Annotated in this window: 15 protein-coding genes; 13 read left to right on the plus strand and 2 right to left on the minus strand. The window is 58.8% G+C overall.

What is annotated here, in order from left to right:
- Window positions 1-3 precede the first annotated feature (3 nt).
- Both ACI5GA_RS19985 and ACI5GA_RS19990 read left to right on the plus strand, forming a co-directional pair.
- Complete coding sequence (locus ACI5GA_RS19985) at window positions 4-2061, plus strand: methyl-accepting chemotaxis protein (protein WP_404639757.1); 2058 nt, start codon at window positions 4-6, stop codon at window positions 2059-2061.
- Window positions 2062-2204: 143 nt separating this feature from the next.
- The gene (locus ACI5GA_RS19990) at window positions 2205-2861 is read left to right on the plus strand and encodes a class I SAM-dependent methyltransferase (RefSeq protein ID WP_421423929.1); all 657 of its coding nucleotides are present in this window, start codon (window positions 2205-2207) and stop codon (window positions 2859-2861) included.
- Window positions 2862-3030: 169 nt separating this feature from the next.
- Here ACI5GA_RS19990 and ACI5GA_RS19995 read toward each other — a convergent pair whose 3' ends face one another.
- Window positions 3031-3999: a polyprenyl synthetase family protein gene (locus ACI5GA_RS19995; protein ID WP_404639753.1), complete on the minus strand. Its 969-nt coding sequence runs from the start codon at window positions 3997-3999 to the stop codon at window positions 3031-3033.
- Window positions 4000-4241: 242 nt separating this feature from the next.
- On the opposite strand from ACI5GA_RS19995, the gene rplU reads away from it, so the two are divergent.
- The 5 genes from rplU to ACI5GA_RS20020 all read left to right on the plus strand — a co-directional run bounded on the left by rplU (window position 4242) and on the right by ACI5GA_RS20020 (window position 7991).
- On the plus strand, window positions 4242-4556 hold the full coding sequence (gene rplU, locus ACI5GA_RS20000) for a 50S ribosomal protein L21 (RefSeq protein WP_093464734.1): 315 nt from the start codon (window positions 4242-4244) through the stop codon (window positions 4554-4556).
- Between the two features lie 36 nt (window positions 4557-4592).
- A complete protein-coding gene (rpmA, locus tag ACI5GA_RS20005) occupies window positions 4593-4865 on the plus strand; it encodes a 50S ribosomal protein L27 (RefSeq protein WP_093464730.1) in 273 nt (90 codons plus the stop codon).
- A gap of 205 nt (window positions 4866-5070) precedes the next feature.
- Window positions 5071-6294, plus strand: a complete 1224-nt coding sequence (cgtA, locus tag ACI5GA_RS20010) for an Obg family GTPase CgtA (protein ID WP_404639750.1) — start codon at window positions 5071-5073, stop codon at window positions 6292-6294.
- Between the two features lie 85 nt (window positions 6295-6379).
- Complete coding sequence (gene proB, locus ACI5GA_RS20015) at window positions 6380-7498, plus strand: glutamate 5-kinase (RefSeq protein WP_404639748.1); 1119 nt, start codon at window positions 6380-6382, stop codon at window positions 7496-7498.
- Window positions 7499-7526: 28 nt separating this feature from the next.
- On the plus strand, window positions 7527-7991 hold the full coding sequence (locus ACI5GA_RS20020) for a CreA family protein (protein ID WP_404639746.1): 465 nt from the start codon (window positions 7527-7529) through the stop codon (window positions 7989-7991).
- Window positions 7992-8178: 187 nt separating this feature from the next.
- Here the strand turns inward: ACI5GA_RS20020 and rpsT are convergent, their stop codons facing one another.
- The gene (rpsT, locus tag ACI5GA_RS20025) at window positions 8179-8454 is read right to left on the minus strand and encodes a 30S ribosomal protein S20 (RefSeq protein ID WP_108237862.1); all 276 of its coding nucleotides are present in this window, start codon (window positions 8452-8454) and stop codon (window positions 8179-8181) included.
- A gap of 252 nt (window positions 8455-8706) precedes the next feature.
- Between rpsT and murJ the strand changes: the two genes are divergently transcribed.
- From murJ to ispH, 6 genes are all read left to right on the plus strand, one after another.
- On the plus strand, window positions 8707-10251 hold the full coding sequence (gene murJ / locus ACI5GA_RS20030) for a murein biosynthesis integral membrane protein MurJ (protein WP_421423933.1): 1545 nt from the start codon (window positions 8707-8709) through the stop codon (window positions 10249-10251).
- A 118-nt stretch (window positions 10252-10369) separates the two neighbouring features.
- A complete protein-coding gene (gene ribF / locus ACI5GA_RS20035; RefSeq protein ID WP_404639742.1) occupies window positions 10370-11305 on the plus strand; it encodes a bifunctional riboflavin kinase/FAD synthetase in 936 nt (311 codons plus the stop codon).
- A 13-nt stretch (window positions 11306-11318) separates the two neighbouring features.
- Window positions 11319-14150, plus strand: coding sequence for an isoleucine--tRNA ligase (gene ileS / locus ACI5GA_RS20040; protein ID WP_421423936.1), 2832 nt, complete (start codon window positions 11319-11321; stop codon window positions 14148-14150).
- Window positions 14143-14658, plus strand: a complete 516-nt coding sequence (gene lspA / locus ACI5GA_RS20045) for a signal peptidase II (protein ID WP_404639738.1) — start codon at window positions 14143-14145, stop codon at window positions 14656-14658. The genes ileS and lspA overlap by 8 nt, the downstream gene beginning before the upstream one ends.
- A complete protein-coding gene (fkpB, locus tag ACI5GA_RS20050; RefSeq protein WP_404639736.1) occupies window positions 14651-15103 on the plus strand; it encodes an FKBP-type peptidyl-prolyl cis-trans isomerase in 453 nt (150 codons plus the stop codon). The genes lspA and fkpB overlap by 8 nt, the downstream gene beginning before the upstream one ends.
- Window positions 15104-15185: 82 nt before the next feature.
- Window positions 15186-16133 (plus strand): 4-hydroxy-3-methylbut-2-enyl diphosphate reductase, encoded by a 948-nt coding sequence (gene ispH, locus ACI5GA_RS20055; protein ID WP_421423939.1) that lies wholly within the window; start codon window positions 15186-15188, stop codon window positions 16131-16133.
- Window positions 16134-16139: the final 6 nt, after the last annotated feature.

The following is a 16139-nucleotide window of genomic DNA, read 5'->3' on the forward strand; positions in this document are numbered from 1 at the left end:
GTCATGCAAAGTCTTTTGTCGCCAGGAATTCGTCTGCTCGGACGCTTTGGTTTTGCACGCAAGTTTCAGGTGCTTTTCTTCCTGTTCATCCTGCCACTGGCCGGTAGCTTGTGGATGATCGGACAGGACTACCGCAGCAAGCTGGCGGTGATTTCCGGTGAGCAGTCCGGTGTGCGTCAGCTTCTGGCCCTTGACGCGCTGGACGCCCAACTGACCGCGCAGCGCAATCTTGCGGCCCGTTGGAAGGCCGCCGACATCCTTCATGACCCGACTCCGGCTGCAAAAGCAGCGATGGCTGCGTTGGATGCCGCCAATCCCGTACTGAATCAGACCCTGGCAAAACTGGGTGATGAACTGAAGGCACGCTCCGCCAGCCCGGACACGATGGCCCGCTATCAGGCCTTGCAAGCGACCGTCAAAGGCATGGATTCCGAGTCCCTGCGCACCATTGGCTGGTGGCCAGACGGCTATGATCGCTTCACCTCTGCGCTGACGGCGCTGCAAAGTCTGCGTGAGCAGATCGCGATGGACAACGGGCTGATTCTCGATCCATGGCTTGAAACCTATTTGCTGATGCAGATTGCCACTCAGCAAACCCCAGACCTCATTGAACGCGTGGGGCGCATGGCCAGCGTGGGGCAGTCTTCTGTCGCCTCCGGTCAGTTCTCGCTGCAAAGTCGATTGCAGATGCGTGATCTGCGCAGCCGTATCGGCGATGCCCGGGATCAACTGGTCAAGGCGAGCGCCTCTCTGCAAGCCAAGGCCTATCCGGGGATGGAAACCTGGACGGCTCAATACAACGACAGCCTCCAGCGTCTGGACAGCGAATTGAAGGTGCTGGACGACGGCGTCTTTGGCGGCACGATCAAACTGGACACCACGGCCTTCGAGCGCAGCGTTGACACTACCCTCGACGCCTTGGCCGCGTTGCGCAACCAGTCGCTGAACTCGCTGGACAGTCGTCTCGATTATTACCACGACCGCGCCATCAAGCAGTTCATCCCCGTCGCTGCGGTGTTCAGTGTCCTGGCGCTGGCGGCGTTGTACCTGTTTATGTGTCTGCAAACCTCGATTCGTCGCAGCGCCAAAGGCATTACAACGCTGGCCGAGTCTCTGCGCGATGGCAATCTGTGCGTCGAAGTCGCAGTGGAGGGGCGAGATGAACTGGCGGCGATCAGCACGGCATTGAACGTTGCGGTGGTGCAATTGCGCACCAGTTTGCTGGGCGTCAATCACGAAACTCAGCAATTGGGTTCGGCAGTGCTGACCCTCAATTCGCAATCGGGCAGCACCCTCAACGAAGTCGAAGACCAACAGCAGCAGATCAGCCAGATCGCTGCGGCGGCCACGCAATTGGCGGCCACGTCCATGGGGGTCGCCAAGAGCTGCGAAGAGGCCTCCGGAAATGCCCAGCAGACGCGTCGCATCGCCGAAGACAGCAGCCGTGACAGTCAGCGCACCACCGCCAGCATTCAGCAACTCAACCAGCGTCTGACCGACACCGCCAACGCATTGGGCAAAGTCAGCGAGCAGGGTCAGCAGATTCAATCCGTGGTGGACACCATTCGAGGAATCGCCGAGCAGACCAACTTGCTGGCACTCAACGCTGCGATCGAGGCGGCGCGTGCGGGCGAGCAGGGGCGTGGTTTTGCCGTGGTAGCCGATGAGGTGCGCAGCCTGTCGCAGCGCACTCAGGCGTCGACGGCACAAATCGCCGGAACGGTCGACAGTCTGCGCTCAACAGTGAGCCAGGCGGTGAGCTTGATGGAGGCTGCGTGCGGTCAAGCCGTGACTGATGCTCAGTCGGTCACGGGGCTGGGCGCACGTCTGGGTGAAATTGCCAGCGCCGTGCAGTTGGTGACCGACACTCTGGCGCAGATCGCGACCGCTGTCGAGGAGCAGGCGGCCACCGCCGATGAGGTCAGTGGCAACATTCAGCAGGTGGATCAAGCGGCTGGGCGCTTGCTCGATGGCGCAAGGGCGGTCAATCACGCAGCAGATACCTTGAGCAAAGGCAGCCGCGCATTGAGTGATAACACCTCGCGGTTCCGTTTGGGTTGATGCGCCTGGGCAGGCGGGCCAATAGATTGGCAAACCGCTCTGCATTTGAGGTCGAGTGACGCTTTGTTAGACAAAAAGCCTTGACGAAACAGGTGGGTCATCGGTTTTATCGCCGCTTGGCCCATTTTTTCAAGGCTTTTCTCATGACCGACAGCAGTGCCGCTGGTGCGGCGGTCTATTCACCTCTGACCCTGGCGCTTTACGACGCTTGGGTGCTGGGCATTTCGAATCGTTTTGCCTGGCGTTGCCGAACCCAATCGGTACTTTTGCCCTTCTTTCGCGCCAATGTACGGCCCCGTCATCTGGATATCGGCGTCGGGACCGGTTATTACCTCGCCAAGTCGCAATTGTCTTCGCAAACGCAGGTCACCTTGCTCGATCTCAACCCCAGCAGCCTAGAGGCCGCCAAGCGGCGGATCAACCGCCCTGGCACCCGGACGATCCTGCACGACGTTTTCAAGCCAATTCCGGGGGAGGAGCGTTTCGACTCGATCTCCCTGTTCTACCTGCTTCACTGCCTGCCCGGTCCAATGAATGCAAAGGCGGCGATTTTCGCCAATTTGAAGCACAACCTCCAGCCGGGCGGTGTGCTGTTCGGTGCGACGATCCTGGGGGATTCCGCCGGGCACAACGGCTTTGGTCGAAAATTGATGGCGGTTTACAACAAGAAGGGGATTTTCGGGAATCGCGAAGACACCGAGGTCGGCTTCGAGGCGCACCTTCGCGAGCATTTTCGCGATGTAACGCTCAAACGTGAAGGGTGTGTGCTGTTGTTCCGCGCGGCGCAGCCAATCGTCTGACGCAATAAAGGCGTCCAGATCGAGAAGGCGGCTGACTGAATCGTTCGAAGGTCAAACAGCGTGAATTGAAAAATCCGATGCCTGGTGGTGTCGGGCACCGGATTTTCATGACGCCCTCATCGAGCAAGAGGCGTCGCTGAAATCGGCGGTTGGCCAAGAGGGCCGTGAATCAGTGTGTGCGGGCTACGGCGAACTCGCTCAACTCGATCAGTGCATCGCGGTACTCGCTGGCGGGCAGGATGTCTAGGCAGGCAATGGCGCGGGCTGCATAGTCGCGGGCCAGTTTGGCGGTGTAATCCAGCGAGCCGGATTGCTCGACAGCTTCGTGAATGGCGTCGAGGTCTTCCAGGCCACCTTTCTGGATCGCCTTGCGTACCAACGCAGCCTGTTCGGGCGTGCCTTCGCGCATGGTGTAGATCAATGGTAGGGTTGGTTTGCCTTCTGCCAGGTCGTCGCCGATGTTCTTGCCCATGGTCTCGGCGTCGCCGCGATAGTCGAGCAGGTCATCGACCAACTGGAAAGCCACGCCCAGGTGGTCACCGAACGTGCGCAACGCTTCGCGCTGAGCGGGGTTGGCATCGGCAAGGGCGGCAGCGCTGTGGGTCGAGGCTTCGAACAGCATCGCCGTTTTGCCGCGAATCACTTCCATATAGGTTTCTTCGGTAGTGCTCGCGTCACGCACCTTCGACAGTTGCAACACTTCGCCTTCGGCAATGACGCGCGTGGCCTGGGACAGGATCTTCATCACCGGCATCGAACCCAGTTCGACCATCATTTCGAAGGAGCGGGAATAAAGGAAATCACCGACCAGCACGCTCGGGGCGTTGCCCCACATGGCGTTCGCGGTGGAGCGGCCACGGCGCATGCCCGACATGTCGACGACGTCGTCGTGCAGCAGGGTCGCGGTGTGCAGGAATTCAATGGTGGCGGCCAGCAGGCGCAGGTTGTCGCCGCCGCTCCCCAGAGCTTTGCCGCACAGCAATACCAGCAACGGGCGCAGACGCTTGCCACCGGCAGAGGTGATGTAATCGCCGATTTTCGAGACCAGCGGCACGCGCGACGTCAGCTGCTTCTTGATAATGTGGTCGACGGCGGTAAAGTCGTCTGCCACAGCGCGATAGAAGGCTTGAGGTTGCATCAGCGAGGCGTGCTCCATACAGGGTTGCGCGGCATGCTAGGTGGCAGACCCCACCCTGTCAAGGCGTGACGTAACGCCGCTTGCAAGGCTGTCGCGGCTTGCGTACAATCGCGCACCCTAACTTTCCTGGGCAGCACCTGCCTTACGCAATTGCATGATGAGCCTTTCCAGCCGCATGCAGCCATGCCAGCCGACACTCTTCCTATAAAGAGCTGGGTGAGCAGGATTTTCGGAGATATACCATGTCGTACGCAGTAATCGTTACTGGTGGCAAGCAGTACAAAGTCGCCCCAGGTGAATACCTGAAAATTGAAAAACTGGAAGTCGCTACTGGCGAAACCGTTACCTTCGACCGCGTTCTGCTGGTTGCCAACGGTGACGACGTCAATATCGGCGCTCCAGTCGTCGCCGGTGCTACCGTTGTGGCTGAAGTGATCTCCCAAGGTCGTCATGATAAAGTCCGCATCATCAAGTTCCGTCGCCGTAAGCACCACATGAAGCGTATGGGCCACCGCCAGTGGTTCACCGAGATCAAAATCACCGGTATCCAGGCCTGATTTTCAGCCTGATACCCTTATAGGAGTATTGAACTCATGGCACACAAAAAAGCTGGTGGTAGTACCCGCAACGGTCGCGACTCAGAAGCCAAACGCCTTGGCGTGAAGATGTATGGCGGCCAGGTCATCGTTCCAGGCAACATCATCGTGCGTCAGCGCGGCACCCAATTCCACGCTGGTTACGGCGTTGGCATGGGCAAGGATCACACCCTGTTCGCTAAAGTCGAAGGCGTGATCAAGTTCGAAGTTAAAGGCGCCTTCGGTCGTCGCTATGTCAGCATCGTGCCCAAGGCTCAAGCCGCAGCATAATGTCGTCGTAGCTGGAAAAGCCCTGTCAGTGACAGGGCTTTTTCGTTTGTAGAAGCTCTGGTTTGGTGAGTCTCTTGCAAAGCTGTTTGTGTGGGCCGTTGTGGTGTGAAGTCGCTGGTTTTTGATCGGTATCGCAACGCTCATCTTTGCAAGAGCCTTATGAATTTATGTTGTTTGCTCGTCTTTGTGACGGGAGGCGTGCGTTATGAAATTTGTTGATGAAGTATCCATTCGAGTGAAGGCCGGTGACGGCGGCAACGGTTGCATGAGCTTCCGTCGCGAAAAGTTCATCGAGAATGGCGGCCCGAACGGCGGCGATGGTGGTGATGGTGGCTCGGTTTTCATGGTTGCCGATGAAAACCTGAACACTCTGGTCGACTACCGCTACACCCGTCATTTCGAGGCCGAGCGCGGTTCCAATGGTGGCAGCACCGATTGCACCGGTCGCAAAGGTGAGGACCTGGTTCTGCGTGTGCCGGTGGGTACGACCGTTATCGATTCGAGCACTCAGGAAGTTATCGGCGACCTGACCAAAGACGGTCAGCGCCTGATGGTGGTGCAGGGTGGGTGGCACGGGTTGGGCAACACCCGCTTCAAATCCAGTACCAACCGCGCGCCGCGCCAGACTACGCCAGGCAAGCCGGGCGAGCAGCGCGACCTGAAGCTGGAAATGAAGGTGCTGGCGGACGTTGGTCTGCTGGGCTTGCCGAACGCTGGCAAGAGTACGTTCATCCGTTCGGTTTCGGCTGCCAAGCCTAAAGTCGCTGACTACCCGTTCACTACCCTGGTGCCGAATCTGGGTGTGGTCAGTGTCGATCGCTGGAAAAGCTTCGTCATCGCCGACATTCCGGGTCTGATTGAGGGCGCCTCGGACGGTGCGGGTCTTGGTATTCGCTTCCTTAAGCACCTGGCGCGTACGCGTCTGCTGTTGCACCTGGTTGATATGGCGCCATTGGACGAAAGTGATCCGGCTGATGCGGCTGAGGTCATCGTCAATGAGCTGGTCAAGTTCAGCCCGGCGCTGTCGGATCGCGATCGCTGGTTGGTGCTGAACAAGTGCGACACCGTACTTGAGGAAGATCAGGAAGCGATCAAGCAGGCAATCGTTGAGCGTCTGAACTGGGAGGGGCCGGTCTATGTGATTTCGGCCATTGCCAAGCAGGGCACTGAGCGTCTGGGCCACGACATCATGCGTTATCTGGAGGATCGTGCTGATCGCCTGGCCAATGACCCGGCTTACGCCGAGGAACTGGCCGAGCTGGATCAGCGCATCGAAGATGAGGCGCGTGCCCAGTTGCAGGCTCTGGATGACAAGCGTGCGTTGCGCCGCAGTGGCGTGAAGAGCGTGCATGACATGGGTGACGACGATTGGGATGATGATTTCGAGGACGATGAAGATGGTCCGGAAATCATTTACGTTCGTGAGTGATCGACTGAAGTAAACTACAACGCCGCTGAATCAGCGGCGTTTTAGTATCTTGGATTTGTACTCTCTGGCTTAAGGTTGAAAGATCATGCGGAGCAAGGTGACAGGTGCCCAGCGTTGGGTTGTGAAGATCGGAAGTGCGCTGCTGACGGCGGACGGCAAGGGTCTTGATCGCAACGCGATGGGTGTTTGGGTCGAGCAGATGGTGGCGCTGCACGAGGCAGGCGTCGAGCTGGTTCTGGTTTCGTCCGGTGCGGTAGCGGCCGGGATGAGTCGCCTGGGCTGGGCTGCACGACCGAGTGCGATGCATGAGCTTCAAGCCGCTGCGGCGATTGGTCAGATGGGGCTGGTGCAGGCCTGGGAATCGAGCTTTGGTGAGCATGGCCGTAAAACGGCGCAGATTCTGCTGACCCATGATGATCTTTCTGACCGCAAGCGCTACCTGAACGCTCGTAGCACCCTGCGAACGCTGGTGGAGCTAGGTGTTGTACCGGTGATCAACGAAAACGATACCGTGGTCACCGATGAAATTCGCTTTGGCGACAACGACACGCTGGCGGCGCTGGTGGCGAACCTGGTCGAGGCTGATCTGTTGGTCATCCTGACGGATCGTGACGGCATGTTCGATGCCGACCCGCGCAATAACCCTGAAGCTCAGCTGATTTATGAGGCGCGTGCCGATGATCCGGCGCTGGATGCTGTGGCGGGCGGCACGGGTGGTGCACTGGGGCGTGGCGGTATGCAAACCAAGTTGCGCGCTGCGCGCCTGGCGGCGCGTTCGGGCGCGCACACAGTGATTGTGGGTGGTCGTATCGAGCGCGTACTGGCGCGTCTCAAGTCGGGTGAGCAGTTGGGGACGCTGCTGTCGCCTGAGCGTGGCATGCTGGCGGCGCGCAAGCAGTGGTTGGCGGGGCATCTGCAGACGCGCGGCACGTTGGTGCTGGATGACGGTGCCGTGAAGGCGCTGACCGAAAGCAACAAAAGCCTGTTGCCGGTCGGCGTAAAAATTGTTCAGGGCAGTTTCCGTCGTGGCGAAATGGTCGTGTGCGTGGCGGCTGATGGTCGCGAGATTGCACGCGGTCTGAGTAACTACAGTGCACTGGAGGCGCAGAAGATCATTGGTCAGCCGTCTGACGCCATCGTCAAGGAATTGGGTTATATGGCTGAGCCTGAGCTGGTTCATCGCGATAACTTGATTCTGGTGTGAGTCAGGTCGTTTATTGAAGGAAGGCGCCATGAAAATCATGAAAGGGATGTTGGGTGCGCTGCTGATGCTGCCATTGCTGGTGTCGGCGGAAGAGATTGGTCAGGTGTCGACGGTGTTCAAGTTTGTCGGCCCTAATGATCGCATCGTGGTCGAGGCGTTCGACGATCCCAAGGTGGATGGCGTGACGTGTTACCTGTCCCGCGCCAAGACGGGTGGGTTGAAGGGTGGTCTGGGTCTGGCAGAGGATCGCGCTGAGGCTTCGATTGCTTGTCGTCAGGTTGGGCCGATCCATTTCAAGGGTGAATTGAAGGACGGCGATGAGGTGTTCAAGGAGCGTACGTCGCTGGTGTTCAAGACCATGCAGGTGGTGCGCTTCCTGGACAAGAAGCGCAATACGCTGGTGTATCTGGTCTATAGCGATCGATTGATCGAGGGTAGCCCGCAGAATGCGGTGACCGCGATTCCGATTTTGCCGTGGGCACCGGCGCCGTGATCTGAAGTGTTAAGTAGGATGCAATTGTGGGAGCCGGCTTGCTGGCGAAGGCGGTGCTTCAGGTGAGTAGATGGCACTGATATGTCGCTTTCGCCAGCAAGCTGGCTCCCACAATGTCTGTGTGCGGCTTAAATCACGGGCAATAAAAAAACCGACCCTGAGGTCGGTTTTTTATTTAAGCGGTCGCTTAGGCTGCAGCTTGGTTCAGAGCCTTGACGTGACCGTTCAGGCGGCTCTTATGACGAGCGGCCTTGTTCTTGTGGATGATGCCTTTGTCGGCCATACGGTCGATAACTGGCACAGCCAGAACGTAAGCAGCTTGCGCTTTGGCAGCGTCTTTGGCGTCGATGGCTTTGACTACGTTCTTGATGTAGGTACGAACCATGGAACGCAGGCTGGCGTTGTGGCTGCGACGCTTCTCAGCCTGTTTTGCACGTTTTTTGGCGGAAGGTGAGTTGGCCACCGTCGAGCTCCTCGAAAGACTTGGTAAATAGCTAACAAAATAGGCCGCGAATCATGCCGATGAGTTGAGTGCTTGTCAAGGGCGGATGATGCGTTCCGCTAAGTGGTCATGGCATGTCGTCAGAGAGATTTCTTTCCGGCGTATGACCTGTAAACTCGCGGGTTTTGGCTCAGTGCTGTTTTTTGCGGCGCGGAGTATCGCATAAATGGAGCGCACTTTGGCGCTTCCTTTGGTCGGGCGCACACACTTTAGATGAATCTCCTCAAATCGCTTGCCGCCGTCAGCTCTATCACCATGCTTTCGCGGGTGCTGGGTTTTATCCGCGACACCATCATTGCCCGGGCATTTGGCGCAGGCATGGCGACTGACGCCTTCTTTATCGCGTTCAAATTGCCCAACCTGCTGCGGCGGATTTTTGCCGAAGGCGCTTTTTCTCAGGCATTTGTGCCCATTTTGGCGGAGTACAAAAGCCAGCAGGGGGAAGAAGCGACCCGCACCTTTGTCGCGTATGTCACCGGTTTGCTGACGCTGGCGCTGGCGCTGGTTTCGGTGTTGGGCATTATTTTTGCGCCTTGGGTGATCTGGGCGACGGCGCCGGGCTTCGCCGACACGCCCGAGAAGTTTCAGCTCACCAGCGACCTGCTACGGGTGACCTTTCCTTATATATTGCTGATCTCGCTGTCCTCGCTGGCCGGGGCCATCCTCAATACGTGGAATCGTTTCTCGGTGCCCGCGTTCGTGCCGACCCTGCTGAACCTGGCGATGATCTTTTTCGCGCTGTTCCTCACGCCGTACTTCCACCCACCGGTCATGGCGCTAGGATGGGCGGTGCTGGCGGGCGGTCTGCTGCAACTGCTGTATCAACTGCCGCATCTGAAAAAGATCGGCATGCTGGTGCTGCCGCGTCTGAATCTGCGGGACACAGGTGTCTGGCGGGTGATGAAACAGATGCTGCCCGCCATGCTCGGTGTGTCGGTCAGCCAGATTTCCCTGATCATCAACACGATTTTCGCCTCTTTTCTCACGGCGGGATCGGTGTCATGGATGTATTACGCCGATCGCCTGATGGAGCTGCCGTCGGGCGTGCTGGGCGTGGCGTTGGGGACGATTCTGTTGCCGATTCTCTCCAAAACGTACGCCAGCAAGGACCGTCAGGAGTATTCGCGGATTCTCGACTGGGGGCTGCGACTGTGTTTCGTACTGGTGCTGCCGTGCACGCTGGCATTGGGGTTGCTGGCCGAGCCGTTGACGGTTTCGCTGTTCCAATACGGAAAATTCGACGCGATGGACGCCGTCAAAACGCAAGGCGCCCTGATTGGTTATGCAGTCGGTTTGTTGGGCATCATCGTTATCAAGGTGCTGGCTCCAGGATTTTATGCCCAGCAGAACATCCGCACACCGGTAAAAATTGCGATCTTCACGCTGACAGTGACTCAACTGTTCAACGTGCTGTTTGTTTATGGTGTGCACCTGGCCCATGTCGGCCTGGCACTGGCGATCAGTGTCGGTGCGAGCCTGAATGCACTGCTGCTGTTCTGGCAGTTGCGCAAGCAGAACCTGTATCAACCGCAGGCAGGCTGGCCGATGTTCCTGCTTAAGTTGTTCATTGCCGTCGCTGTCATGTCGGCGGTGCTGTTGGGGCTGATGCATGTCATGCCGGCCTGGTCCGAGGGGCAGATGCTCGAACGATTCATTCGTTTGGGTGGGCTGGTCGTCGCGGGCGTGGTGGCCTATTTCGGGACGTTGTTGGCGCTGGGTTTCCGTCTGCGGCACTTCGCCCGCAAGGCGATCATGTAGGATCAATCGTCGGTTTTTGACGGTTAACGCCGATTGTTGCGGTTTGCCTGAGTGTGTCGCCTGTCGTTGGCGTCAGTGTGTGGTTATAATCGGCCACTTTATGAGCAAGAAGCGCGTTATGCAGCTGGTTCGAGGTCTTCACAACCTGCGCCCCCAGCATCGGGGCTGCGTCGCCACCATTGGCAATTTCGACGGTGTTCACCGTGGTCACCAGGCTATCCTGGCGCGACTGCGCGAGCGCGCTGTCGAGTTGGGCCTGCCCAGCTGTGTGGTGATTTTCGAGCCTCAACCCCGAGAGTTCTTCGCTCCCGAGACCGCTCCGGCTCGTCTGGCGCGCCTGCGAGACAAAGTCGATTTGCTGGCCGCGGAGGGCATCGATCTGGTGCTCTGTCTCACCTTCAATCAGCAGTTGAGCAAGCTGCGAGCCACCGAGTTCGTCGATACCGTATTGATCGACGGTCTGGGTGTGAAACACCTGGAGGTCGGGGACGACTTCCGGTTTGGTTGTGACCGTATCGGCGACTTTGATTTCCTGCAACGGGTCGGCGCAGAGAAGGGCTTCAGTGTCGAGGCTGCGCAAACCGTGGAAATTGACGGCGTGCGCGTCAGCAGCACCCAAGTACGGAATGCGCTGGCCGCCGGTGATTTCTCCCTGGCCGAGCATCTGCTGGGGCGTCCGTTTGAAATCACCGGTCGCGTGCTGCATGGCCAGAAACTGGCCCGCCAACTGGGTACGCCTACGGCCAACGTGCAGCTCAAGCGGCGCCGCGTGCCGCTGAGCGGCGTTTATCTGGTCAGTGCCGAAGTCGACGGCAAGGTCTGGCCGGGCGTCGCCAATATTGGCGTGCGGCCGACCGTGGCGGGGGATGGACGCCCTCACCTTGAAATACATCTTCTGGATTTTGCCGGTGATATCTATGGCCGGCGACTGACGGTGGTTTTCCACCAAAAGCTGCGTGATGAGCAGCGTTTCGCCTCGCTTGAGGCGCTCAAGACGGCGATCGATGCGGATGTCGCTGCCGCCCGTGCCCATTGGGGCATGGTCAACCGCTAATTTAGAGCCTGAAATGACCGACTATAAAGCCACGCTTAATCTTCCGGACACCGCCTTCCCGATGAAGGCCGGCCTGCCCCAGCGCGAGCCGCAAACTCTGCAGCGCTGGGACAGCATTGGCCTGTACCAGAAGCTGCGCGAAATTGGCAAGGATCGTCCAAAGTTCGTTTTGCACGACGGTCCTCCCTACGCCAACGGCAATATTCACATCGGTCATGCGGTCAACAAGATCCTCAAGGACATGATCGTCCGTTCGAAGACCCTCGCGGGCTTCGATGCGCCGTATGTTCCGGGCTGGGACTGCCACGGTCTGCCAATCGAGCACAAGGTCGAAGTCACCCACGGCAAGAACCTGCCTGCCGACAAGACTCGTGAACTGTGCCGTGCCTACGCGGCCGAGCAGATCGAAGGCCAGAAAGCCGAGTTCATTCGCCTGGGTGTGCTGGGCGACTGGGCCAATCCGTACCGCACCATGGATTTCGCCAACGAAGCCGGAGAAATCCGCGCGCTGGCGGAAATGGTCAAGAACGGTTTCGTGTTCAAGGGCCTGAAGCCTGTTAACTGGTGTTTCGATTGCGGCTCGGCGCTGGCTGAAGCGGAAGTCGAATATCAGGACAAGAAGTCGTCGACCATCGACGTGGCTTTCCCTGTTGCCGATGCCGACAAGCTGGCGACGGCCTTCGGGCTGTCGAGCCTGAGCAAACCGGCTGCCATCGTGATCTGGACCACCACCCCGTGGACCATTCCGGCCAACCAGGCGCTCAATGTTCACCCTGAAATCAGCTACGCGCTGGTCGATACCGGCGAGCGCCTGCTGGTGCTGGCAGAAGAGCTGGTTGAGGCCTGCCTGAAGCGCTGGAACCTTGAAGGTTCGGTGGTCGCCACTGCACCGGGCGCTGCGCTGGAGCTGGTCAACTTCCGTCATCCGTTCTACGACCGTCTGTCGCCGGTCTATCTGGCCGAGTACGTCGAGCTGGGCGCTGGCACGGGCGTGGTTCACTCTGCACCGGCCTACGGTGAAGACGACTTCGTGACCTGCAAGCGTTACGGCATGGTCAACGACGATATCCTGACCCCAGTTCAGAGCAACGGCGTGTATGCGCAGTCGCTGGAGTTCTTTGGCGGCCAGTTCATCTGGAAAGCCAACCCGGCCATCATCGACAAGCTGCAGGACGTCGGTGCGCTGTTGCACACCGAAACCATTTCCCACAGCTACATGCATTGCTGGCGCCACAAGACGCCGCTGATCTACCGCGCCACCGCGCAGTGGTTCGTGGGCATGGACAAGCAGCCGACGTCGGGCGATACCCTGCGTGAGCGCGCCGTCAAAGCCATTGAAGACACCAAGTTCGTACCGGCCTGGGGCCAGGCTCGTCTGCATTCGATGATTGCCAACCGTCCTGACTGGTGCATTTCCCGTCAGCGCAACTGGGGCGTGCCGATCCCGTTCTTCCTGAACAAGGAAGATGGCGAGTTGCATCCGCGTACCGTCGAGCTGATGGAAGAAGTCGCCAAGCGCGTCGAGAAGGAAGGCATCGAAGCCTGGTTCAAGATGGACGCAGCCGAGTTGCTGGGCGATGAAGCCTCGCAGTACGACAAGATCACTGACACGCTGGACGTCTGGTTCGATTCGGGCACCACGCATTGGCACGTCCTGCGCGGTTCGCACCCGATGGGCCACCAGAGCGGCCCGCGTGCTGACCTGTACCTGGAAGGTTCCGACCAGCACCGAGGCTGGTTCCACTCGTCGTTGCTGACCGGTTGCGCCATCGATGGCAACGCCCCGTACCGCGAGCTGTTGACCCACGGCTTCACGGTGGACGAGAACGGCCGCAAGATGTCCAAATCGCTTGGCAACGTCATCGCCCCGCAGAAGGTCAACGACACCTTGGGCGCCGATATCATGCGTCTATGGGTTTCGGCCACCGACTATTCCGGCGAGATGGCCGTTTCGGAAACCATCCTGCAGCGCAGCGCCGACGCGTACCGTCGCATTCGTAATACCGCGCGTTTCCTGCTCTCCAACCTGAGCGGCTTCAACCCGGCCACCGACAGTCTGTCGGCCGATGAAATGCTGGCACTGGACCGTTGGGCCGTGGACCGTGCGTTGCTGCTGCAACGTGAGCTGGAAGAGCATTACAGCGAATACCGTTTCTGGAACGTCTACTCGAAAGTGCACAACTTCTGCGTGCAGGAGCTGGGCGGTTTCTACCTGGACATCATCAAGGACCGCCAGTACACCACGGGCGCCAACAGCAAGGCCCGCCGTTCGTGCCAGACTGCGCTGTTCCATATCTCCGAAGCACTGGTTCGCTGGATTGCACCGATCCTGGCATTCACGGCGGACGAGCTGTGGCAGTACATGCCGGGTGAGCGTAACGAATCGGTCATGCTGAACACCTGGTATGAAGGCCTGAGCGAGTTGCCGGAAGGCTTCGAACTGGACCGTGCCTATTGGGATCGCGTCATGGCCGTCAAGGCAGCGGTCAACAAGGAACTGGAGAACCAGCGCACGGCGAAAGCCATCGGTGGCAACCTGCAGGCTGAAGTGACCCTGTACGCCGAAGACGAACTGACCAGCGACCTGAGCAAGCTGGGCGACGAGCTGCGCTTCGTGTTGATCACCTCCAAAGCCAGCGTTGCACCGTTCGTCAGCGCACCGGCGGATGCCGTTGTAACCGAAGTGGCGGGTCTGAAACTGAAAGTGGTCAAGTCCGGGCATGCCAAGTGTGGCCGTTGCTGGCACTTCCGCGAGGATGTTGGCGTGAATGCCGAGCATCCGGAAATCTGCGGCCGTTGCGTCGACAACATCAGCGGTGCAGGTGAGGTTCGTCACTATGCCTAATGCGTCGGCTGGCCGTATGGGCCGTTTGAGCTGGCTGTGGTTGAGCGTGCTGGTCCTGATCATCGATCAGGCCAGCAAGTATTACTTCGAGAACTCGCTGAGCCTGTATCAGCAAATCGTGGTCATCCCCAGTTATTTCAGTTGGACGCTGGCTTACAACACCGGGGCTGCCTTCAGCTTCCTGGCTGACAGCTCTGGCTGGCAGCGTTGGCTGTTTGCGCTGATCGCGGTGGTGGTCAGTGCGGTGCTGGTGGTCTGGCTCAAACGTCTGGGGCGCAACGAGACTTGGCTGGCCATCGCCTTGGCGCTGGTGCTGGGCGGTGCATTGGGCAACCTGTACGACCGCATTGCCATTGGCCATGTCATCGACTTCGTGCTGGTGCACTGGGACACTCGCTGGTACTTCCCAGCCTTCAACTTTGCCGACAGTGCGATCACTGTCGGTGCGATCATGCTTGCGCTGGACATGTTCAAGAGCAAGAAAACCGGAGAGCCCGTTCATGACTGAACACGCCACTCGAGAAACACGCATCGGTCAGAACACGGAAGTCACTCTGCATTTCGCGTTGCACCTGGAAAACGGCGACACGGTCGATAGCACCTTTGACAAAGCCCCGGCGACTTTCAAAGTCGGCGACGGCAACTTGTTGCCAGGCTTTGAGGCGATGATTTTCGGCCTCAAGGCAGGTGACAAGCGCAAGATTGAAGTACCACCGGAAAACGCATTCGGTCAGCCAAACCCGCAAAATGTGCAGATCATGCCGCGTTCGCAGTTTCAGAACATGGAACTGGCCGAAGGCTTGCTGGTGATCTTCAATGATGCGGCCAATACCGAGCTGCCGGGCGTAGTGAAAGCGTTTGACGACGATCAGGTAACGGTTGATTTCAACCACCCGCTGTCGGGCAAGACGCTGACCTTCGAAGTGGAAATTTTTGAGGTCAAAGCACTCTGAGTATTAGCAGAGTGACTGGCCCCGGCTCTGTTCGGGGCCTTTTCGTTTTTATGTTTCATAGCGCGTAGACACGAGGCACATCATGCAAATCAAACTCGCCAACCCACGTGGCTTCTGCGCCGGGGTGGACCGTGCGATCGAAATCGTCAATCGCGCGCTGGAAGTGTTTGGCCCGCCAATCTACGTGCGCCATGAAGTGGTTCATAACAAATTCGTCGTCGAGGACCTGCGCAGTCGTGGCGCGATCTTCGTCGAAGAGCTGGATCAGGTGCCTGACGACGTCATCGTGATCTTCAGTGCCCATGGTGTTTCTCAGGCCGTTCGCAGCGAGGCCGCCGGTCGTGGCTTGAAGGTGTTCGACGCCACGTGTCCGCTGGTGACCAAGGTGCACATCGAAGTGGCACGTTACAGCCGTGATGGCCGTGAGTGCATCCTGATCGGCCACGAAGGGCACCCGGAAGTCGAAGGCACCATGGGTCAGTACGACGCCAGTAATGGCGGGGCGATTTATCTGGTCGAGGACGAGGAAGACGTTGCCAATCTGCACGTGCGTAATCCTGAGAAGCTGGCGTTCGTCACCCAGACCACGCTGTCGATGGACGACACCAGTCGTGTCATCGATGCACTTCGCACGCGCTTCCCGGCCATCGGCGGCCCGCGCAAGGACGACATCTGCTACGCGACCCAGAACCGTCAGGATGCGGTGAAAACACTGGCTGACGAGTGTGATGTGGTGCTGGTGGTGGGCAGCCCGAACAGCTCCAACTCCAATCGTCTGCGCGAACTGGCCGAGCGCATGGCGACGCCGGCGTACCTGATTGATGGCGCCGAAGACATGCAGCGCAGTTGGTTCGATGGCGTTGAGCGCATTGGGATTACCGCAGGGGCTTCGGCGCCTGAAGTGTTGGTGCGAGGTGTGATTCAGCAATTGCAGGCCTGGGGCGCTACCGGGGCTGATGAGCTGGCCGGTCGTGAAGAGAACATCACGTTTTCGATGCCCAAAGAACTGCGGGTCAAGCAGGTTCAGTAACTGAGG

The sequence above is a fragment of the Pseudomonas sp. Pseu.R1 genome (genome assembly GCF_045764065.1).
Taxonomy (GTDB): domain Bacteria; phylum Pseudomonadota; class Gammaproteobacteria; order Pseudomonadales; family Pseudomonadaceae; genus Aquipseudomonas.

Excerpts from the sequence above, each read along its gene's own strand:
- ACI5GA_RS19985 (WP_404639757.1), top strand. The coding sequence starts at position 4 with ATGCAAAGTCTTTTGTCGCCAGGAATTCGTCTGCTCGGACGCTTTGGT.
- ACI5GA_RS19990 (WP_421423929.1), top strand. The coding sequence starts at position 2,205 with ATGACCGACAGCAGTGCCGCTGGTGCGGCGGTCTATTCACCTCTGACC.
- ACI5GA_RS19995 (WP_404639753.1), bottom strand. The coding sequence starts at position 3,999 with ATGCAACCTCAAGCCTTCTATCGCGCTGTGGCAGACGACTTTACCGCC.
- rplU (WP_093464734.1), top strand. The coding sequence starts at position 4,242 with ATGTCGTACGCAGTAATCGTTACTGGTGGCAAGCAGTACAAAGTCGCC.
- rpmA (WP_093464730.1), top strand. The coding sequence starts at position 4,593 with ATGGCACACAAAAAAGCTGGTGGTAGTACCCGCAACGGTCGCGACTCA.
- cgtA (WP_404639750.1), top strand. The coding sequence starts at position 5,071 with ATGAAATTTGTTGATGAAGTATCCATTCGAGTGAAGGCCGGTGACGGC.
- proB (WP_404639748.1), top strand. The coding sequence starts at position 6,380 with ATGCGGAGCAAGGTGACAGGTGCCCAGCGTTGGGTTGTGAAGATCGGA.
- ACI5GA_RS20020 (WP_404639746.1), top strand. The coding sequence starts at position 7,527 with ATGAAAATCATGAAAGGGATGTTGGGTGCGCTGCTGATGCTGCCATTG.
- murJ (WP_421423933.1), top strand. The coding sequence starts at position 8,707 with ATGAATCTCCTCAAATCGCTTGCCGCCGTCAGCTCTATCACCATGCTT.
- ribF (WP_404639742.1), top strand. The coding sequence starts at position 10,370 with ATGCAGCTGGTTCGAGGTCTTCACAACCTGCGCCCCCAGCATCGGGGC.
- ileS (WP_421423936.1), top strand. The coding sequence starts at position 11,319 with ATGACCGACTATAAAGCCACGCTTAATCTTCCGGACACCGCCTTCCCG.
- lspA (WP_404639738.1), top strand. The coding sequence starts at position 14,143 with ATGCCTAATGCGTCGGCTGGCCGTATGGGCCGTTTGAGCTGGCTGTGG.
- fkpB (WP_404639736.1), top strand. The coding sequence starts at position 14,651 with ATGACTGAACACGCCACTCGAGAAACACGCATCGGTCAGAACACGGAA.
- ispH (WP_421423939.1), top strand. The coding sequence starts at position 15,186 with ATGCAAATCAAACTCGCCAACCCACGTGGCTTCTGCGCCGGGGTGGAC.